We start from the raw sequence: 17,709 nt of genomic DNA, 5'->3' as shown, positions 1-17,709 counted from the left end.
TATGAGCACCACCACCATCAACGCCTTGTACACAGCGTTTTCTAACTTAGATGCAGCGGGCATGGGCGCTTGCTATGCCGATGCGGTGCGCTTTGAAGATGAGGCTTTTCAATTGGAGGGAAAGGCGCAAGTCATGGCGATGTGGAGCATGCTGATTGATGCTGTACGCGCGCCTAAAAATGTCAAAGGACGCGAGGTCTGGAAACTGGTGTTTTCGCAAGTTAAGGCCAACGGCACATCAGGCAGCGCACATTGGGAGCCTACCTACCTCTTCACTGCCACCGGGCGTGTCGTACACAACATCATTGACGCAGAATTCATCTTCAATGAACAAGGCCTGATCATTCAACAACGAGACCGCTTTGATTTTTGGCGCTGGTCTCGCCAAGCGCTGGGGGCGCCTGGATTGCTGCTGGGCTGGAGCCCAATGCTGCGCAGCAAAGTCAAACAACAGGCCATGGCCAATTTGCGCAAGTATCAAAAAGGATCCGCATGATCACCGATCTGATTGCCCGTGCCAACACCTATGTGCCGGTGCGCTACAGCGCCTTCATCACATGTATTGCATTCGCTCTGTTGGGCTTGTTTTGCATCATTGCTTTTGATATTGGCTGGCTTTGGACCCTGGTTTTTTTAGCGCTGACAGGTTTGGGCATCCGCGATCTTCGGCAAGAGCGACATGCGGTGTTGCGCAACTATCCCGTGATTGGGCACATGCGCTTTTTGCTTGAGTTCATTCGCCCCGAAATTCGCCAGTATTTCCTGGAAGGCGATAACGAGGCCGCGCCATTTTCCAGAGCACAGCGCTCGCTCGTGTATGCACGCGCAAAAGGCGACAGCGATAAGCGCCCCTTTGGCACGCAGCTGGATGTGGGCGAAGATGGCTACGAGTGGATCAACCATTCCATGGCACCCACCCAAATTGCCTCCCATGATTTCCGCATCACCATTGGCACAGCTGCAAACAACTGCACGCAACCATACTCGGCCAGTGTGTTCAATATATCGGCCATGAGTTTTGGTGCGCTGAGCGCCAATGCGATTCTTGCACTGAATCAAGGTGCGAAAGCTGGCGGCTTTGCGCATGATACGGGCGAAGGCTCGATCAGTGTGCACCATCGCCAGCATGGTGGCGATTTGATTTGGGAAATTGGCTCGGGCTATTTTGGCTGCCGCAACGATGATGGTTCATTCAGCCCCGAAAAATTCAAAGCGACCGCCAGCGATCCACAAGTGAAAATGATTGAACTCAAGCTCAGCCAAGGCGCCAAGCCAGGGCATGGTGGCTTGCTGCCAGGCTCTAAAGTAACGGCAGAAATTGCTGCCGCTCGTGGCGTGCCACAAGGCGTCGATTGCGTCTCACCGGCCTCGCACAGCGCATTTTCCACGCCTCTGGACATGATGGCCTTCATCGCGCAACTGCGCGAACTCTCTGGCGGCAAACCCGTGGGGTTTAAGTTGTGTATTGGCCATCCTTGGGAATGGTTTGCTCTGGTAAAAGCCATGCTGGCCACTGATATCGTGCCGGATTTCATCGTGGTTGATGGCGCTGAAGGCGGCACGGGCGCTGCGCCAGTGGAGTTCACCGATCACGTAGGCGCACCCTTGCAAGAGGGCTTGCTGCTCGTGCACAACACACTCAAAGGCGCGGGCTTGCGTGATCGCATTCGCATTGGCTGCGCGGGTAAAGTGGTGAGCGCTTTTGATATGGCGCGCATGATGGCACTGGGCGCAGACTGGTGCAATTCAGCGCGCGGCTTTATGTTTGCTCTGGGCTGTATTCAGGCGCAGGCTTGCCACACCGGCCACTGCCCTACGGGCGTGACCACGCAAGACGCGCATCGGCAAAAAGCCTTGCATGTACCCAGCAAGGCTGAGCGTGTGCATCATTTTCATACGCAGACCTTGCATGCGCTGGCGGAGATCGTGCAGGCGGCTGGCTTGAATCATCCTGGTGATATCACGGCGCATCACATCGTGCGCCGCGTCAACGATAACGAAGTGCGCTTGCTGGCCAATTTGGTGCCGCAAGTCTCAACCGGCAGCTTGCTGCACAACGATTTGAGCGAGGTGCACAACGTCTTCCGCCTGTATTGGCCGCGTGCACAAGCCTCCAGCTTTTCTTTGGCACCCACCTAAAACAGTGATTGCAACTCACCCGCCAAAGTATTCATGCGCTTGCCCAAGCGCTGCAGCATCCATGGGCTGGTGTGACTGAAGTCGCCAGGCAAGGATGAGGCTTCCCCATCGTGTGTTGTGGCTTGTTGTGTTGAGATGCAGCGCGTGAGGTAGAGGGCATACAGATCACGCTCTAGCCAATCATCCTGCTCGGTACGCAGCTTTTGTAGCTGCTCAAAACTGGTGGGGTGATGCCACAACTGGTCAATCAAGATCGCATGTCTTGGATACAGCAAGGAGCTACGAACACGAGGGTTGTGCAAGATATGGATCGGCTTGCTTCGGTAGCGCTTGGGCAGCTCAATATCCATGCAATGCGTTGCAAACACCCAACCCACCTCATCAAGGCTGCACTCCATGAAATTCGAAGGTGCGAAATTGGCCGAGCGCGGCCTGGCTAACCAAGCATCCTCACAAATATCCACTGGCCGCGTGCCTGGGCGCAAGAGCACGCGGCGCTTGGGTACATCAATGATGGCATCCAAATTACCGTTACGCTCCAGATGATAGGTGTGATCTTTATCCAACTCTTGCCTGCGCTCAGTCAGCTCAACGGCGAGCGAATACAGAGAGCGCAAGGGTCGCAAAACCGTCTCAAAATGCTGCACAGCTTTCAGCATACTGGCATCTTGCTGAAGATTGAAGCAATGGCTATCTTTGGTGTCGATTCCCAAAGCCTGTAAATGCGCTGTATCGCCTATGGCAAAGGGCAATTTCATGGCCGCCAGATCGACGCCCAGGGGCGCATTCGGATGCGCGTCCTGTAGGTCTGGCGAAAACTGCAAATGTGTGCCAAAGCCCTGTGCCACACCCGCTCCGCGGATCAGCAAAGCATCCGCCTCGCGAAAATCAACCACTTGCCAAATGGGATGCTCATCGCCACCCTTTGCTTGGGAAGCATAAGTTGTTAGCCAACGCCGAGCCGCCGCTTCGCTAGCAGCGTCAAAACCCATCAATCCCAAATACAACAAGGGATGTTTCATGTGGTGTACTACTTAACTTTTCATGTACAAGCTCGCTTTATAGGCCAACAAGTGAAATCGTGCAATACCTGAAATATGGGTTTCATCCATCAGGATGAGGGGGTTTCCCCGGTTTTTTGCACTGGTGTGTAGCGATTCGCAAGAAAAACCAAGGCGATGACTGGCAACCCCAGCAAAGCTGTGCCGGTGAAAAATTGAGCATAACCCACACTGTTCACCACCTGCCCAGAAAATCCAGCCAGAAATTTGGGCAATAAAAGCATCAACGAACTGAACAGCGCGTATTGCGTTGCCGAGTACTGGATGTTGGTTAAGCTGGAAAGATATGCAATGAAAGCTGCAGAGGCAATGCCGCTGGAGAGGTTGTCCGCCGAGATCACCCAAATCAGTGCATTCACATTTGCGCCTTGACTGCCGAGCCAAGCAAAAAGCAAATTGCTCACTGCGCTAAGCAGCGCACCAAGCATCAACACACGCATCACTCCCAAGCGCATCGATAAAATTCCACCGATGAATGCGCCAACCAAGGTCATGATCACGCCATACACTTTGGTGACACCGGCGACTTGATCCTTGGTAAAACCCATGTCGACATAGAACGGGTTGGCCATCACACCCATCACGATATCGCTGATGCGGTACACGGCAATCAGGGCCAAGATCAAGGCGGCTTGCCATTTGTAGCGTTTGAAGAAATCAGAGAAGGGCTCGATCAATGTGATGAGCAACCAATCCTGCATGTTCTTGGCGGGTGCAAGCGCTTTCGCGGCCGGTTCTGGCGATAAGAGCACTGTGAGTATGCCCACACCCATCGATGCTGCCATGCACAAATACGCCGTGCGCCAAGCCAGCGGATCGTAGTTCGCTGCATTAGCCACTTCGGCGCGCGCAGCAATCCACAACACACCAGCGCCCGCCCAGATCATGGCTAAGCGATACCCTGTTTGATAAGCTGCCGCCAATGCTGCTTGGCGATCCGCATCTGCAGACTCAATGCGGTAAGCATCAAGCGCAATATCCTGCGTAGCCGATCCAAAAGCCACAACCAAAGCGCACCAGACCACGGGCATCAAGGCCAGCTTCGGATCAGAAACCGCCATACCGATCAACCCGCCAATGATCGCCAGTTGAGACAACAACAACCAAGAGCGCCTGCGCCCTAGCCAGCGCGTGAGCAGCGGTATCGGCAATCGATCCACCAGCGGCGCCCAACACCACTTGAAACCATAGGCCAGCCCCACCCACGTCAAGAACCCAATCGTGGCGCGATCAATTCCCGCCTCGCGTAAACGGAAACTGAGAGTGCCAAGTACCAAGAGCAGAGGCAAACCTGCAGAAAAACCAAGCGCGAGCATGCGCAGTGTTGGCGCTTCAAGATAGACCTTGAAAGACTGCCTCCAACTCAATGCGACAGCTGAGTTCGATGACGTTGAGGTACTCATAGGCTCACCATAAAAGAAATGATTACTCAGCAGTCAGTGGCCGCTGCTGGCGATGAATCGACCACAAAATGGCGACCATGGTGACGAAAAAGCTATTGCTCAAGCCCTGCGAGAAAGCCGGGTTGAACACACCGCTGAGCATATGCACGCTGTAAAGTATGGCAAATAACATCGCCAGTTCTTGCTCACCATTTCGCCACAGCTGCACCACGCTCACGCGCCATGCCAAGATCAAAGCAGCACAGGCAAGGAAGGCTCCCAACACGCCGACATCCACCAAGGTTTGCAGGTATTGGCTGTGCAAGTGTGTGCGTTCAAACATCTGCTCAGGAAAATGCGCGTACTGTTTCAGATAGTGGGCTCTTGCACCCGCCCCCCAGCCTAGCCATGGCTTTTCTTGGATGGCTTGCACAGCAATGTGATACATCTCCATGCGCTGCCCCAAAGAGGTGTTGTAGTCTTGCAGACTGGGCTGCGAGGCGGAAAAATACTGCCTTACCTCATGACCCGCCTTGACAAAACGATCTGCCTGAAATGAAAGCGCTACGCCGATCAGTAAGCCAACCGCACAGGCCATGGACAAGACTAAGCGCAACTGGCCGCGTTTGAACAAACGCAGCATGATGAACGCCATAGATAACAACACATAAAGTGCCAGCTCGATACGCCGATCTGCCGCAACCAGTAATAGCAGGCCCAAGCCCCAAACCAACGCCATCACAGCACGCCATCGCATGGACAGCGGAGCAACGCCTGCAGGGCGCAGCATTCCGGCAGCCAGCACCATGCCCCACAGCCCAAATACGGCGACGATCTTGCCCATCACACTGGGATTTTGAGCGGCCGCTTCAAATTGACCGCCCACCCAACCGATCTTCGTGGGCAACAACATCCACAGCACGGTCAAGCTCATCACAGCCAACAAACCGCGCTCCATCCAGCGCTGAGAATCTTTCGCGCGACTAAGCACCCACACCAATAAAGGCCATACCAGAAAGTGCACATGCTTGAGTGCAGATGCCGCACTCTGCTTGGGCCATTGCGACCAAGCCACAGATACGAATTGCAGCAAGACAATGCTGGCCAAGGCCACAGCCATATAGGAGTCCTCGCGTCGCCAATCCAAGCCTTGCTGTGATCGAAGGCGCTGAATTCCCCAGCCTAGACCACCCATCAGAGTGAGCAACACCATCATGGCCTCTGCACCCACCGGGATCAAAAGCGGCGCGAGCATGGCTACAAAGAGTAAGCCCGGCAGGATGATGGGTTGACGAGTAGATAAGGGGCTCATAGCTTGCCTCGCGCGGGCGGTGCTGCCAAGCGCTCACGCATCGCCCATGCCCCGCGCATGCGCCCACACCAGCGAGCCACCAATCGTGGCGCAGGCAGCAGCAGGCGGAACGGCAACCCCAGTGCGGCGAACGCCCAAGTGCGCCACATCAAGCTCTGCGCAATATTTTCGCTGTGGTGCTTCCACGCAAACAAAATTTTAGATTGCGCGTGATGGTAGCCCCTGCCGTATTCCGCACGCAATGGATACTTGCCGCGCACCGAGCCGCGTGATGAATGTGTGAGCTGCACATGCGGCGCCAAAATGATGCTGCGCTGAGCCTGGAACAGTCTTAAGCAAAGATCTTCGTCTTCGTAGTAAAGAAAAAAATCTTCATCAAAAAAACCAACAGGCTTGGCTTGCGCCATATTGATCAGCATCGCCGCGCCGCACACAAAGCCCACGCAGCACTCCGATTCAGCGCCTACACCAGAAGATGCCCAGTGCGTTGATGGCCAGCGGTAGCTGATCTCTTGAGAGCCGTTAGCGCGCAGCAGTTGCGGTGCAACGACAGCAGCCTCTGGATAAGCTTCACTGACCTTGAGCAAGGCAAGCGCAGCATCTCGGCTCATCTGGCAGTCGGGATTGAGCAACAAAGCAAAGCGGGTTTGCACTTGTGCCAAGGCGCGATTGTTCGCGGCACCAAAACCTAGATTGCTGCTGTGAGCCAAAATCCGAGCCTGAGGCATCAAATGCGCTGCCGCATCACACGTGCCATCTTCGCTCGCATTATCTGAAATGAAGACTTTGGCAAAGCCTTGTAAATCGGATGCCAGTGCGGGGATGCAGTGCGCGCTGTTGTAGGTCACGATGATGATGGTCACATCATCCAAGGTGTAGGCCTGCTCAGCCATGCGAAGCGGTTTCTTTGATGGCTTTCAGTTCCCAGAGCAAATGCGAGCGTTTGCCGGCTAAGCCATCTAGCACTCTGAGCATCGCGCGTGAAGCACCTTCGGGCTCGTATGCGCCACGGGGATGCAGCCTGACTTGTCGCTTCAACTCAAACGTGCCGGCAAAGCCATACATACGCGCCTCCAGCTTGGGCAATGTGAAGTAACGATGCGTCTTGGCGGTGATGATGTTCACATGCGTGGGATCACGAAACGCTTTTTCATGCGGATAGGCGGGCGTGATGGCATACAGCATCCCACCCGGTTTGAGCACGCGCCAAATCTCATCTATCAACTTGATAAACGGAAATTGCGTGTCACCTTGCGCATCCAAGCTCACGCGCGGCACATGCTCCAAAAAATCATAAGCTGAGACAGAATCAAATTGATTGTCGCCAAACGGAATCGGCTGGCTGCTGAGATTGGCCGCCTCAATACGCTCAACGCCCTCGATCTGTAAGCCTGAGCGGATGTCCACACCAAACAGGCGTGGGTGACCGTAGGGATTTTTGGGGCGCTGGCCACAGCCCAGATCAAGATGGGATGCCGCCATCAGCTTGTCTCAATGCGCGTGGACGTGTTCGCCCGCTTTGAGCTTGTATTCCGTGCCGCAATACGGGCACTTGGCTTGGCCGTGTTTACCCACATCGAGGAAGACGCGGGGATGGCCGTTCCACAGCTCCATGCCCGCTTGTTTGCTGGGGCAGAAGATGCCGCCTTGGGGATTGAGGTCGGCGGCAGCGAGTTCGATGGCTGGTTTCATTGCTTTAAACCTTTGTCAGCCAGTGCGCGTATTTGGGGTTGCGGCCATTGACGATATCGAAGAAGGCGCTTTGGATTTTTTCGGTGATCGGGCCGCGGCTTCCCGAGCCGAGTTCGATGCGATCGAGCTCACGAATCGGCGTGACTTCGGCTGCAGTACCGGTGAAGAAGGCTTCGTCGCAGATATAGACTTCATCGCGCGTGATGCGCTTTTGCACAATCTCATAGCCCAAATCTTTTGCGATGTGGAAGACAGTGTTGCGGGTGATGCCGTTCAATGCGCCGGCAGACAAGTCGGGTGTGTAGATCACGCCGCCTTTGATGACGAAAAGATTTTCACCTGCGCCTTCGCTCACGAAGCCCGAACTGTCGAGCAGCAGCGCTTCGTCATAGCCTTCGTCGGTGGCCTCCATGTTGGCCAAAATCGAGTTGGTGTAGTTGCTCACCGCTTTGGCCTGCGTCATGGTGATGTTGACGTGATGGCGGGTGTAGCTGCTCGTCTTCACACGGATGCCGCGCTTCAAGCCTTCTTCGCCGAGGTATGCGCCCCATGCCCAAGCAGCCACCATGAGGTGAATGGTGTTGCCCTTTGGCGATACGCCGAGCTTCTTGTCACCAATCCAGGTGAGCGGGCGCAGATAGCAGCTCTCCAACTTGTTGGCGCGTACGACTTCGCATTGCGCGGCGTTGACTTGATCTTTTGTGAAAGGAATCGCCATACGCAGGATCTTGGCGCTGTTGAACAAGCGCTCGGTGTGCTCTTGCAGGCGGAAAATCGCTGTGCCGTTGACCGTGTTGTAGGCGCGTACGCCTTCAAAGGCGCCGCAGCCATAGTGCAGGGTGTGGGAAAGCACATGAATCTTGGCATCGCGCCACTCGACGAGTTGGCCGTCCATCCAAATTTTGCCGTCGCGGTCAGACATGCTGGGGGCTACGAGTGCCATGAGGTGTTCCTGAGGTTTTGTATCTAAAAGCAGAGATTTTACTGGGCGGCGGGGGCTTGCGCGAGATCGGTTTCTGTTGCGGGCGCTGCTGGGCGGAAAAGCTCCCAGCTTTGTAATTTGCCATGCATGAAGGTACAGGTGACGAAGGAGCCGCCGCCATCTTGCCAACGGTAAATTTCAGGCTGCGCATCTTTCTCGGTCTGCAAGAGGCCGATGCTGCGGGTGAGCGCCATCACATGCAGAAGATTCACGCCTTTTTTCAGCTTGGCGTTGAGCATCACAGCGCTGCCCACGTAGCCCATGGGTGTGTTGGCGGCACGTTTGAGCACCGTCATCATGCGGGTGAAATGCAAGAGCATCCAAAACACAATGCCGCCCAAGACCACTGCCACGCCAGGCAGTCCGTATTTTTGATAGCCCACAACGAGTAAGGCTGCGCCTGCAAGCCATAAGAAGATACTTTTGAAATTCATCCTGCGATTTTACGGCCTGTTATACGGCAAAATTTAAGGCAAAAATAGCCAATCGCCGGCGTATCTATTGCGCAAAGTGCTATTAATTCAGGAGTATTAACTCATACGCCCGGTGCGCAAAGGCCGTGCCCAATCGGGGCGCTTGCGACGCTCGGCAAGTTGCGCCATGCGCTCAAAGTCATAGGCCACGCTGCGCAGTTGCACATTCCAGCCATGCGGCGTTTTCTCGATCAAGGCATATCGGGCATGTGGGCTGCCCGTTTCGATCCAGTGTTTGTGAGGGTGAATATCGTCATAGCCCGGTAAGCCAACGCTGCCTGCATTAACGATGGTGATGGGGTGGCCAGCATCTGGCGAGTTCACCTGAACGACGCGGGGCACGTGGGTGTGACCACAGATGATCAGGCTTGCTTTGCACGTGTGTGCACCGCTGCCTAGGCGCTCTAATATTTCCGCATGCGACGCTGGGCGCACACCGACCGAGCCGTTTTGCCCGAAATCATCGGTGATCGTTTCCAGCCAGTAGTGAAGATCAGAGGCGGGTGTACCGTGGCAGATGAACACATCTTCCGCAAACCACATTGTTGGCGGCGCGCTGGCCAGCCAAGCTCGGTGCGCATCGTTGATCTCACTCGCTGTGCAAGCATCGCTGCGATTGAGTTTGTCAGGCGGTAAGGTGAGCAATTGCCGCTCGTGATTACCCGCGATCATCGGGATGCCACGCGCCATCAGCAAGTCTGCCGTCTTCGCTGATTCGAGTGGCCCGCCAAGCGTGTCGCCGCAATTGATGATTTGATCTACGCCTTCACGATCTATTTCTGCGAGCACAGCTTGCAGTGCATTCAAGTTACCGTGGATATCAGAAATAGCAGCGATTTTCATGGCGGTTTAGGCGGTTTGCACTCGTATATGATGCGCAACGCGCTATTGAATAAATAGCATTATGGTTGAAACAAAATACGCAAAATATCTGCCATCGTACGAATGCTGGGATGTTGTTTCTGAAGATATTGCGCGCCAAAATAAACCAAGATCATCAACATCACGAGTATCCACGCTGTCTTTTTTAGCAGCACCCAGTGCCAACCGCCGACGTAGTAATCCACTTGCCCCATGCGGCGCACTACAGCGCCCGCAAAAGCGACTTCAAAAGCAACCTCCAGCAAGATGGGTACGCCAAGCCAAGAAATCGTGCCGGCCAACAGCAATGCCAAAAAGAAGAATATGACCACAAAAAAGCAGCCCTCCGCATCCACGGCAGGGATGTCTGTTGGCATATCCCAAGATGAGTTACCTCGCTCAACGGGGTGACGTTTTTGGAAATCTGCCCAGATGCGAACTGCGCAGAAAAACACCGCATATCCCACGCACATGGCAGCGACGTAGCGCCACGACATCGATAAGGCCGTTTGTTTAAGCAAAGCAGCGCTGGCTAGCCAAGTAGCAATCAACGTGACCACAAAAACCAGCGACAGGCCAAGCGCAGAGGTACGGTGTTTGCGCGCCTCAACAAAAACATTGCGCTCGCTCTCCAGCTTCGCTTCATTCCATGGTTTCATGTGCCAAGTTTAGCCAGACTGCAACTCCCGCATCATCTCCATCGCTTGCTCCACCCGCTCCACGGCATGAATCGTCATGCCCTCGAAATCTTTCATCTGCGATTTCTTGGGCGCATTGGCTTTAGGAATGATGGCGGTGGAGAAACCTAGCTTCGCGGCTTCTTTCAATCGCTCTTGGCCGCGCGGCGCGGGGCGCACTTCGCCAGCCAAGCCGACTTCGCCAAAGGCGATGAAGCCTTTGGGCAAGGGCTTGCCGCGCAAGCTGCTGGTGATGCTCAGCATCACAGACAAATCGGCTGCGGGCTCGGTGATGCGCACGCCTCCCACGGCATTCACAAACACATCTTGATCAGCGCAGGCGATGCCAGCGTGGCGATGCAAAACCGCCAGCAGCATCGCTAAACGATCACGATCCAGACCGACGGAGAGACGGCGCGGCGACGGCCCGCCGCCATCGACCAAGGCTTGAATTTCCACCAGCATCGGGCGCGTGCCTTCGAGCGTGACCATCACGCAGCTACCGGGCACGGGCTCGCTGTGTTGGGAGAGAAAAATCGCGCTTGGGTTGCTCACGCCTTTCAAACCCTGCTGCGTCATGGCGAACACGCCAATTTCATTCACGGCGCCAAAGCGATTTTTGATGGCGCGCACGAGGCGGAAATTGGAGTGTGTGTCGCCCTCGAAATACAGCACGGTATCGACCATGTGCTCGAGCACACGCGGGCCGGCGAGAGCGCCTTCTTTGGTGACGTGGCCGACGAGCACGATGGCCGTGCCACTGCTTTTGGCAAAGCGCGTGAGATGCGCTGCGCACTCGCGCACCTGCGCCACCGAGCCGGGGGCACTGGTGAGCTGCTCGGAATACACGGTTTGGATGGAATCGATGACTGCAATGCGCGGTTGTTGTGCGGCGAGTGTGGCGATGATTTTTTCGAGCTGCGTTTCTGCTTGGACTTGCACTTGACTGTTATCCAAGCCCAGCCTGCGTGCGCGCAGCGCAACTTGTGCGGCGCTTTCCTCGCCTGTGACATACAAAGCTGCTGTGCCGGCGCGTTGAAGCGAATCCAGCGCTTGCAAGAGCAATGTGGATTTGCCAATCCCCGGATCGCCGCCGATGAGCACCACGCCGCCTTCCACAATGCCGCCACCGAGCACACGATCCAGTTCTTCATGGCCAGTGGGTGTGCGCTCGACATCCGAAGCTTCGATGTCGCCCAGCGCCTGCACGGGCGAGCTGCCCGCTAAAGACAAAGGCGCCGCGAAGCGGTTTTTGCCAGTCGCCGCGCTTTCGGCCACACCCTCGATCAAGGTATTCCAAGCGCCGCAACTGGGGCATTTACCCAACCATTTCGGCGATGTACCGCCGCATTCGGTGCAGGTGAAGAGGGTTTTGTCTTTGGCCATGCTGAGATCATACTGTTTTTATAAACAGATTTGGGCTCTTGAGAAAAGTACGCAAAAGACGCAGAGGAAGCTCAAAATTCGCAAAAAAGAGCCCATGAAATGTCTTCTTTTGCGCTTTTTGCGAATTTCTGCGTCTTTTGCGTTCTCCTGCTAGCCCGGCGATCACCCTAGATAAGTCACCAATTTATCTGCAAGTACTTTAGCCACCTCATCCCAAGAAGCACTCACACCGCAGAAAGCCATATCCACCGTGCGCAGCCCCGCATAGCCACAAGGGTTGATGCGTTCATAGGGCGACAAATCCATCGCCACATTCAAAGCAAGACCATGGTAGGTGATGTGGCGGCTGACTTTGATGCCGAGGGCGGCGATTTTGCCGATGTCTGTGCGCGTGGCAAGCTCCGCTTCTTGCATGGGCTGACCATCTGCGCCGAGCAATCTCGCATGTGAGGCAGGTTCGTCAAGCCGCACATAAATTCCCGGCGCGCCGCGCACGCGATGGCCTGTGAGCCCAAAATGCGCGAGTGTGCGAATCGTCGCTTCTTCGAGCCGATGCACATATTCCTTCACGAAATAGTTGCGCGCCCTCAAGTCAATCATTGGATACGCCACCACCTGCCCCGGCCCGTGATACGTGACTTGCCCGCCGCGATTGGTTTGCACTACGGGGATATCACCAGCCATCAGCACATGCTCCGCCTTACCAGCAAGCCCCTGCGTGAAAACCGGAGGATGCTCACATATCCATAGCACTTCGCGCAGATCCTGTGCCGGCAAAGTGCCGTTTTCGCTTAAAAAATCACCCCTCGAAAGCGCCAACTGCGCCACATACGCCTGCATCGCCTCAAAGCTGGGCGCATAGGGCTGAAGGCCTTTGAATTCAACTTGCATGGCTTGATTGTCCTGCGATTGCGGGATCACCATTACCTGCCAGCCGCCTTGCGAAATTTCTCCATGCGCTCTTCATCCAACGGGTGGCTGGAGATGATGGAAAAGCCCAAGGGGGTTTTCTTCACTTCTTTGGGTTTGTCGGCTTGTTCAGCGGGTGGCTCAGCCGATGGTGGCAGATCGTTGCCGTCTTTGTCTTTCTTCGGCGGTTTGTAATTGCGAGCGGCTTGGAAGAATTTCACCATCACCAAGGGGCTGATGCCTGCGGCGCGCATGTAGGCAATCGATTCGTCATCGGCTTCGCGCTCATGGGCGCGGCTGTAGGCCATGCTGCCCAGGATGAGCGGCGCGGCGGTGATCAAGCTGCCGTAATCGCCAAAGGCAATGGAAAGCACGCCTTGCATCACGCCGACCTGCACGAGCTGGCGCATACCGTGGCGGCGGGTGATGTGGCCAAGCTCGTGGCCGAGCACGCCGAGCACCACCTCGTCGTCTTTCACCAGCTGCACCAGCTCATCCGTCATCACCATGATGCCACCGGGCAGGGCGAAGGCGTTGGGGCCAATTTCGGATTTGCGAAATTCGAGCTGGATTTGTGGTGTGTCGCTCGGGTATTGTTTTTTCACGCCCGCAAGAAAGCGCTCGCGGATACGCGTTTGATCTTCGAGCGGTAATTTACTGGGCGTCATCCAACGGCCATCGATTTGCTGCAGGGCATTGCGGCCAATCGCTTGGTCTGCCGCTTGCGGCACGAGCGCCGTGATGCCGCGAGCCGCAACGGGTAGGCCATACAAATACATGCCCCAGATCACGCCAACGAGCAACACGAAAGCCACCAGCACACCGCGCCAGCTTTGCTGCGCGCGCGCAACCCAACCAGCAGAAGGATTGGCGCTGTTGCTCACATGTTGCGCCACCCATGCATCAAACACCTTGGCATCTTGATCCGAAGGCCAATGCAGTTGCGCGCCCTCCCATTCTGGTGGGGCTTTGTCCGTCAACTCAACGATGCGCGCGCCGCGGGCTGTGGCTTCTGGCCAGCGCATTTGCTTGCGCATGTCCTTGAGAGGAATTTCTAATAACAAATCACCCGTTTGCCGGCGAATGATCTGCGCAGAGTGCTCCGAAATTTGTAGCATTACAGGCTGAGCACTGGCACTGCGGCCATCCAGCAAATTCAAAGCGAGGCGCGGAGCTTGTGTGTTCACGACTTACATGCCCACATCAAAACCAAAAATATCTGCGGCCATGTCGCCGGCGGCATCGTTTTCGCGAGCGCGGGCTGCGTCCGTGAGTTTATCGAGTGCCACACGGGTTTTGAGGCTGATGGCTTCGAGCTTCATGCGCTGAGTGGCCACCACGGCGAAGGGCCAATACAGCCCCAGCGTGATCAAGATCAGAAAGTAGTTTTTGAATTGCAAAACAATGAACTTGCCAGTAGCCAGCTCGCTCTTGAAGCGGAAATGGCGATTGCCTGTGCGCGACCAGAGCAGGTTTTGCATCTTGGCTGTCAAGTATGCGCGGGGAAGAATATTTATCGTAATCGCAAACAAAAAGAACAAAGGAACCAACAGACTGAAAGCAGCGATCACACCACCTGGTTTACGAATGCTCCCCGCGCTGTTTGGAATTAAGGCAAATACAATAACAGCAAATGCTACTGCAATCAGCATGGCAACAACCAGTGTCCAAGCGAATATCTTATAAGTATCACCAACTTCGCTTCGGTATTCTGTCTTCAATGGCCCCCATGCAAAATGACTGTGCTGTAGGCGTTTGATTCGCCAGAAAAAATAGGGGAATGTAACGAAAAAGGTGAGCGAGCTTGCGATAGCCAAACCGATTAGTAACTTTATCTCTTGATTCTTAGCAAGCACTTGTTCAGCGACAAACACACTCATAACCGTCGGCAGTAGGAAAAGTAGGGCTGCGGGCATGACACACTTATATGCCTCGCTCAGGTCTTTGAGTACAAAGCGCATACGCATACCCCGCCAACTGGTATTTGCCATTCGAAAGCGCTGCGCACCGCGGAATACAACAGGTGAAACAGCTGCCAAAATCACACTTGCTATTAGTCCAGACAAGGCTGAGAACTCAATAGCGGTAGAGAAAATCGAAAACAAAATGATTCCCAGTACATAGCCGCGCAAAAGCATAAGTCCAGTCGCATGAAACTCCAGAGCATGATCGTCAATCCGCGTGTTGTTGTAAAAATACTTGAGCTTGCGCACCTTTGCCCAAGGGTAGTAAATGCCGAAGGTGACCATGATCAGCAGCAGATTCACGATCCAGATACGGAAATATTCGCTGCCTAAACCGCTGAACTCCACAGGCGTGCTTTCGATGCGATCGCTGGGCTCGGGAATGCCGCGCGGCGTACCAGCGATAGCCGTCGCACCTGCTTTTTCGAGAGGGATGGGGTTGCTCAGGCTGCTGTTATTGCTGATCAAATGCGTTCTCCTTGGCTGATTGCTTTATGGATGATCAATTTATGCCGCAGATTATGACCCGGAGAATCTCTGAATCATTCGTCGGGATGAAGCTGGTTTGATTTCGGGATGGGATGCTAGGCGAAAAACATAGCTTTAGCGGTGCTAAAGCGAGGCTTTTCAACGACGCAGACCGCTCGAAAACGAGCCAGATTCGCCCGAACCGAATTATTCAGAGGTTCTCTACATCGTTAAAATAGATTTTTAAGCACAAAGAGAATTCGCATGAAACTGATCGGCGCTGTGACCAGCCCTTATGCACGCAAGGTGCGCATTGTGATGGCTGAGAAGAAGCTGGATTACCAATTCATCTTGGAAGATGTGTGGTCAGCCACGACGCAGATCACCGAATCCAACCCACTGGGCAAAGTGCCTTGTTTGGTGATGGAGGGTGGCGAGGCGCTGTTTGATTCGCGCGTGATCGTCGAGTATCTGGATACGCTCTCGCCCGTGGGCAAGCTGATTCCTGCCAATGGCCGCGAAAAAGCTGAAGTGAAGACCTGGGAAGCACTGGCCGATGGCCTTTGCGATGCCGCGATATTGGCACGCCTGGAAGCCACGTGGGCAGGCCGCAGCGATGCGCAGCGCTCCCAGGCTTGGATCGACCGCCAAATGGGCAAGATTGCAGCCAGCTTGAAGGCCATGAGCCAAGGCTTGGGCGACCGCGCATTCTGCGCCGGCACACATTTCAGCTTGGCCGATGTGGCGGTAGGCTGCGCCCTGGGCTATTTGGATTTCCGCTTTGCGCAGATGGATTGGCGTGCGGATTATGCGAATTTGGCCAAGCTCAGTGAGAAGCTGGCGGCGCGGCAGAGTTTTATCGATACCCAACCCGCCTGATCATTTCCCGATACAAAATTTCGAGAAGATCTCGCCGAGCAAATCATCGGAAGAAAACGCGCCAGTAATTTCATTCAAAGCGTTTTGCGCCAAACGGAGCTCTTCGGCAAGCAAATCTAGGCCGCCTGCGTTGTGTACAAGACTTGCATCCAGGTGATCTGAAGCTTCTGCGAGATGCGCTTGCACAGCAGCCACAGCTTGCACATGGCGCTCGCGGGCGATGTAGCTGCCTTCGCCGCTGGATGATTGCCAGCCAGCGACTTCGAGGAGCTTTTTTCGCAGCGCATCGATGCCTTGGCCGGTTTTGGCGCTGATGAGGATACCTTCTGTTGGCGCGCTGGCCTGCGTGAGGTCTGCTTTGTTCCAGACATCAAGAATGGGCGTGTTTTGAGGCAGTTTTTGCCGTATCGCCGGCATCAGTGCTGCGCGGGCAGCTATCGAATTAGTAGCGATTTCTTTTTCTTGCGATTGCTCAGCATGCAGATCGTGCAAGTGAATCACGCAATCGGCCTTGGCGATTTCTTCCCAGGCGCGCTCGATACCGATGCGCTCGACGACATCTTCGCTCTCTCGCAAACCAGCGGTATCAATGATGTGGATGGGCACACCTTGAACTGAAATAGTCTCTTGCACTTTATCGCGCGTGGTGCCTGCAATGGGCGTAACGATGGCGAGCTCTGCGCCGGCAAGAGCATTGAGCAAGCTGCTTTTTCCGGCATTCGGTTGGCCAGCAATCACGACCTTGATGCCTTCGCGCAGGAGCGCGCCTTGTGCAGTTTTTTTCTGGAAGCTCAGCACCGATTGCTGCAAATTTGATAGCTGCTCGCGCGCTTTGTTCTTGCTCAAATGCTCGATTTCTTCCTCGGGAAAATCCAGCGTGGCTTCGACCAGCATGCGCAGATGGATGAGCGCATCTCGCAGGGTGTGAACCTCTTTGGAGAATGCGCCCGAGAGCGAACGCGCTGCACCGCGCGCTGCGGCTTCTGTGCTGGCATCGATCAAATCCGTCACAGCTTCAGCCTGCGCCAGATCCATCTTGTCATTTAAAAACGCCCGCTCGGTGAACTCGCCAGGCTGGGCAATGCGCATGCTTTTAAGCGCGTCGATCTCTTTCGAGGCTTCAAGCACGCGCGAGACGAGCAATTGCAGCACTACGGGGCCGCCATGCGCTTGCAGCTCGATCACGTCTTCGCCGGTGAAGGAGTGCGGTGCTGGGAAATACAGCGCAAGACCTTGATCGATCGCTTGGTTGTTTTTATCGAGAAATTTTAAGTATTTTGCCTCTCTCGCCGGCATAGAATCTGCGCGAGATGCTCCTAAAAGAGGAGTGAGCAGGGGCTTGAGATATTTGCCAGATACGCGCACGATCCCCACCGCACCGCGACCAGGGGCGGTGGCGATAGCAACGATGGGGTCTTGGTGGCGGGGGAGCATGGAGAAGATTTTAGGAGGGCTGAAGAGGAGAACGCAAAAGACGCAGAAGTACGCAAAATTCGCAAAAAATGTGCCTTTGTTTTTTCTGCG

Annotated in this window: 18 protein-coding genes; 3 read left to right on the top strand and 15 right to left on the bottom strand. The window is 55.0% G+C overall.

Going from position 1 to position 17,709, the window contains the following annotated elements; all coding sequences use genetic code 11:
* Position 1: 1 nt before the first annotated feature.
* Positions 2-496, top strand: coding sequence for a nuclear transport factor 2 family protein (locus KIH26_RS14220; RefSeq protein ID WP_213446340.1), 495 nt, complete (start codon positions 2-4; stop codon positions 494-496).
* Positions 493-2,139, top strand: coding sequence for an FMN-binding glutamate synthase family protein (locus tag KIH26_RS14215; RefSeq protein WP_213446339.1), 1,647 nt, complete (start codon positions 493-495; stop codon positions 2,137-2,139). Before KIH26_RS14220 ends, KIH26_RS14215 begins: the two co-directional genes overlap by 4 nt.
* Here KIH26_RS14215 and KIH26_RS14210 read toward each other — a convergent pair.
* The 14 genes from KIH26_RS14210 to KIH26_RS14145 all read right to left on the bottom strand — a co-directional run bounded on the left by KIH26_RS14210 (position 2,136) and on the right by KIH26_RS14145 (position 15,186).
* Positions 2,136-3,161 carry a hypothetical protein gene (locus KIH26_RS14210; RefSeq protein WP_213446338.1) on the bottom strand — a complete coding sequence of 342 codons (1,026 nt, stop codon included), beginning with the start codon at positions 3,159-3,161 and terminating at the stop codon, positions 2,136-2,138. The genes KIH26_RS14215 and KIH26_RS14210 overlap by 4 nt on opposite strands.
* Before the next feature lie 89 nt (positions 3,162-3,250).
* Positions 3,251-4,603 carry an AmpG family muropeptide MFS transporter gene (locus tag KIH26_RS14205; protein ID WP_213446337.1) on the bottom strand — a complete coding sequence of 451 codons (1,353 nt, stop codon included), beginning with the start codon at positions 4,601-4,603 and terminating at the stop codon, positions 3,251-3,253.
* 22 nt (positions 4,604-4,625) lie between these two features.
* Positions 4,626-5,894, bottom strand: a complete 1,269-nt coding sequence (locus KIH26_RS14200; RefSeq protein ID WP_213446336.1) for an O-antigen ligase family protein — start codon at positions 5,892-5,894, stop codon at positions 4,626-4,628.
* Positions 5,891-6,787, bottom strand: a complete 897-nt coding sequence (locus tag KIH26_RS14195) for a glycosyltransferase family 2 protein (RefSeq protein ID WP_213446335.1) — start codon at positions 6,785-6,787, stop codon at positions 5,891-5,893. The genes KIH26_RS14200 and KIH26_RS14195 overlap by 4 nt, the downstream gene beginning before the upstream one ends.
* Positions 6,780-7,376 carry a class I SAM-dependent methyltransferase gene (locus KIH26_RS14190; RefSeq protein ID WP_213446334.1) on the bottom strand — a complete coding sequence of 199 codons (597 nt, stop codon included), beginning with the start codon at positions 7,374-7,376 and terminating at the stop codon, positions 6,780-6,782. The genes KIH26_RS14195 and KIH26_RS14190 overlap by 8 nt, the downstream gene beginning before the upstream one ends.
* 9 nt (positions 7,377-7,385) lie before the next feature.
* Positions 7,386-7,586: a zinc-finger domain-containing protein gene (locus KIH26_RS14185; RefSeq protein ID WP_213446333.1), complete on the bottom strand. Its 201-nt coding sequence runs from the start codon at positions 7,584-7,586 to the stop codon at positions 7,386-7,388.
* Positions 7,587-7,590: 4 nt separating this feature from the next.
* Positions 7,591-8,529, bottom strand: a complete 939-nt coding sequence (locus KIH26_RS14180) for a branched-chain amino acid transaminase (RefSeq protein ID WP_213446332.1) — start codon at positions 8,527-8,529, stop codon at positions 7,591-7,593.
* Positions 8,530-8,567: 38 nt separating this feature from the next.
* Positions 8,568-9,002 carry a glycerate kinase gene (locus tag KIH26_RS14175; protein WP_213446331.1) on the bottom strand — a complete coding sequence of 145 codons (435 nt, stop codon included), beginning with the start codon at positions 9,000-9,002 and terminating at the stop codon, positions 8,568-8,570.
* Between the two features lie 96 nt (positions 9,003-9,098).
* Positions 9,099-9,884 carry a metallophosphoesterase family protein gene (locus tag KIH26_RS14170; protein WP_213446330.1) on the bottom strand — a complete coding sequence of 262 codons (786 nt, stop codon included), beginning with the start codon at positions 9,882-9,884 and terminating at the stop codon, positions 9,099-9,101.
* Positions 9,885-9,943: 59 nt separating this feature from the next.
* Entirely contained in the window at positions 9,944-10,561 is a 618-nt protein-coding gene (locus tag KIH26_RS14165; protein WP_213446329.1) for a hypothetical protein, read from the bottom strand.
* A gap of 9 nt (positions 10,562-10,570) precedes the next feature.
* The gene (gene radA / locus KIH26_RS14160; protein ID WP_213446328.1) at positions 10,571-11,965 is read right to left on the bottom strand and encodes a DNA repair protein RadA; all 1,395 of its coding nucleotides are present in this window, start codon (positions 11,963-11,965) and stop codon (positions 10,571-10,573) included.
* A 162-nt stretch (positions 11,966-12,127) separates the two neighbouring features.
* Positions 12,128-12,856 (bottom strand): lipoyl(octanoyl) transferase LipB, encoded by a 729-nt coding sequence (gene lipB / locus KIH26_RS14155; protein WP_213446327.1) that lies wholly within the window; start codon positions 12,854-12,856, stop codon positions 12,128-12,130.
* A 32-nt stretch (positions 12,857-12,888) separates the two neighbouring features.
* The gene (locus tag KIH26_RS17155) at positions 12,889-14,061 is read right to left on the bottom strand and encodes a M48 family metallopeptidase (RefSeq protein WP_213446326.1); all 1,173 of its coding nucleotides are present in this window, start codon (positions 14,059-14,061) and stop codon (positions 12,889-12,891) included.
* Between the two features lie 3 nt (positions 14,062-14,064).
* Complete coding sequence (locus KIH26_RS14145) at positions 14,065-15,186, bottom strand: YjgN family protein (RefSeq protein ID WP_213446325.1); 1,122 nt, start codon at positions 15,184-15,186, stop codon at positions 14,065-14,067.
* 384 nt (positions 15,187-15,570) lie between these two features.
* Here KIH26_RS14145 and KIH26_RS14140 point away from each other — a divergent pair, with 384 nt between their 5' ends.
* A complete protein-coding gene (locus KIH26_RS14140) occupies positions 15,571-16,185 on the top strand; it encodes a glutathione S-transferase N-terminal domain-containing protein (protein ID WP_213446324.1) in 615 nt (204 codons plus the stop codon).
* On the opposite strand, the gene mnmE is transcribed toward KIH26_RS14140, so the two are convergent.
* Positions 16,186-17,619 (bottom strand): tRNA uridine-5-carboxymethylaminomethyl(34) synthesis GTPase MnmE, encoded by a 1,434-nt coding sequence (gene mnmE, locus KIH26_RS14135; RefSeq protein ID WP_213446323.1) that lies wholly within the window; start codon positions 17,617-17,619, stop codon positions 16,186-16,188.
* Between the last annotated feature and the right edge of the window lie 90 nt (positions 17,620-17,709).

Source organism: Variovorax sp. PCZ-1, from assembly GCF_018413605.1.
Lineage (GTDB): Bacteria > Pseudomonadota > Gammaproteobacteria > Burkholderiales > Burkholderiaceae_C > JANMDU01.
The sequence above is the reverse complement of the archived record's forward strand: the minus strand, read 5'-3'. Positions and strand labels throughout refer to the sequence as shown.

What these genes read in the sequence shown, in the direction of transcription:
- radA (WP_213446328.1), bottom strand. Translation starts at nt 11,965, where the DNA reads ATGGCCAAAGACAAAACCCTCTTCACCTGCACCGAATGCGGCGGTACA.
- mnmE (WP_213446323.1), bottom strand. Translation starts at nt 17,619, where the DNA reads ATGCTCCCCCGCCACCAAGACCCCATCGTTGCTATCGCCACCGCCCCT.
- KIH26_RS14210 (WP_213446338.1), bottom strand. Translation starts at nt 3,161, where the DNA reads ATGAAACATCCCTTGTTGTATTTGGGATTGATGGGTTTTGACGCTGCT.
- KIH26_RS14200 (WP_213446336.1), bottom strand. Translation starts at nt 5,894, where the DNA reads ATGAGCCCCTTATCTACTCGTCAACCCATCATCCTGCCGGGCTTACTC.
- KIH26_RS14140 (WP_213446324.1), top strand. Translation starts at nt 15,571, where the DNA reads ATGAAACTGATCGGCGCTGTGACCAGCCCTTATGCACGCAAGGTGCGC.
- KIH26_RS14195 (WP_213446335.1), bottom strand. Translation starts at nt 6,787, where the DNA reads ATGGCTGAGCAGGCCTACACCTTGGATGATGTGACCATCATCATCGTG.
- KIH26_RS14175 (WP_213446331.1), bottom strand. Translation starts at nt 9,002, where the DNA reads ATGAATTTCAAAAGTATCTTCTTATGGCTTGCAGGCGCAGCCTTACTC.
- KIH26_RS14185 (WP_213446333.1), bottom strand. Translation starts at nt 7,586, where the DNA reads ATGAAACCAGCCATCGAACTCGCTGCCGCCGACCTCAATCCCCAAGGC.
- KIH26_RS14205 (WP_213446337.1), bottom strand. Translation starts at nt 4,603, where the DNA reads ATGAGTACCTCAACGTCATCGAACTCAGCTGTCGCATTGAGTTGGAGG.
- KIH26_RS14180 (WP_213446332.1), bottom strand. Translation starts at nt 8,529, where the DNA reads ATGGCACTCGTAGCCCCCAGCATGTCTGACCGCGACGGCAAAATTTGG.
- KIH26_RS14170 (WP_213446330.1), bottom strand. Translation starts at nt 9,884, where the DNA reads ATGAAAATCGCTGCTATTTCTGATATCCACGGTAACTTGAATGCACTG.
- KIH26_RS14220 (WP_213446340.1), top strand. Translation starts at nt 2, where the DNA reads ATGAGCACCACCACCATCAACGCCTTGTACACAGCGTTTTCTAACTTA.
- lipB (WP_213446327.1), bottom strand. Translation starts at nt 12,856, where the DNA reads ATGCAAGTTGAATTCAAAGGCCTTCAGCCCTATGCGCCCAGCTTTGAG.
- KIH26_RS14215 (WP_213446339.1), top strand. Translation starts at nt 493, where the DNA reads ATGATCACCGATCTGATTGCCCGTGCCAACACCTATGTGCCGGTGCGC.
- KIH26_RS14165 (WP_213446329.1), bottom strand. Translation starts at nt 10,561, where the DNA reads ATGAAACCATGGAATGAAGCGAAGCTGGAGAGCGAGCGCAATGTTTTT.
- KIH26_RS14190 (WP_213446334.1), bottom strand. Translation starts at nt 7,376, where the DNA reads ATGGCGGCATCCCATCTTGATCTGGGCTGTGGCCAGCGCCCCAAAAAT.